We start from the raw sequence: 312 nt of genomic DNA, 5'->3' as shown, positions 1-312 counted from the left end.
TGCCCGACGCGTTGCCCGCCGTCACCGTGCCGTCCTTGGCGAACGCCGGCTTCAGCTTGCCGAGGCTTTCGGCCGTCACGCCGGCGCGCGGAAACTCGTCGACCGACACCACGGTGTCGCCCTTGCGGCCCTTGATCGTCACCGGGACGATTTCCGCGTCGAACTTTTTGGCCTTCTGGGCGGCTTCCGCCTTGTTCTGCGAGGCGGCAGCAAATGCGTCCTGATCCTCGCGCGAAACCTGCCACTTCTTGGCGACGTTCTCGGCGGTGATGCCCATGTGATAGCCGTTGAAGGCATCCCACAGGCCGTCCT

1 pseudogene is annotated in these 312 nt (G+C 65.4%); it reads right to left on the bottom strand.

Features of this window, described 5'->3' with window-relative positions:
- Window positions 1-312, bottom strand: a pseudogene (locus tag A33M_RS21950) (acetyl-CoA C-acetyltransferase); the annotation flags it as partial.

Source organism: Rhodovulum sp. PH10 (assembly GCF_000293785.1).
Taxonomy (GTDB): Bacteria; Pseudomonadota; Alphaproteobacteria; order Rhizobiales; family Xanthobacteraceae; genus Rhodoplanes.
Note: the sequence above shows the minus strand (reverse complement) of the source record. Positions and strands in the feature narration are given on the sequence as shown.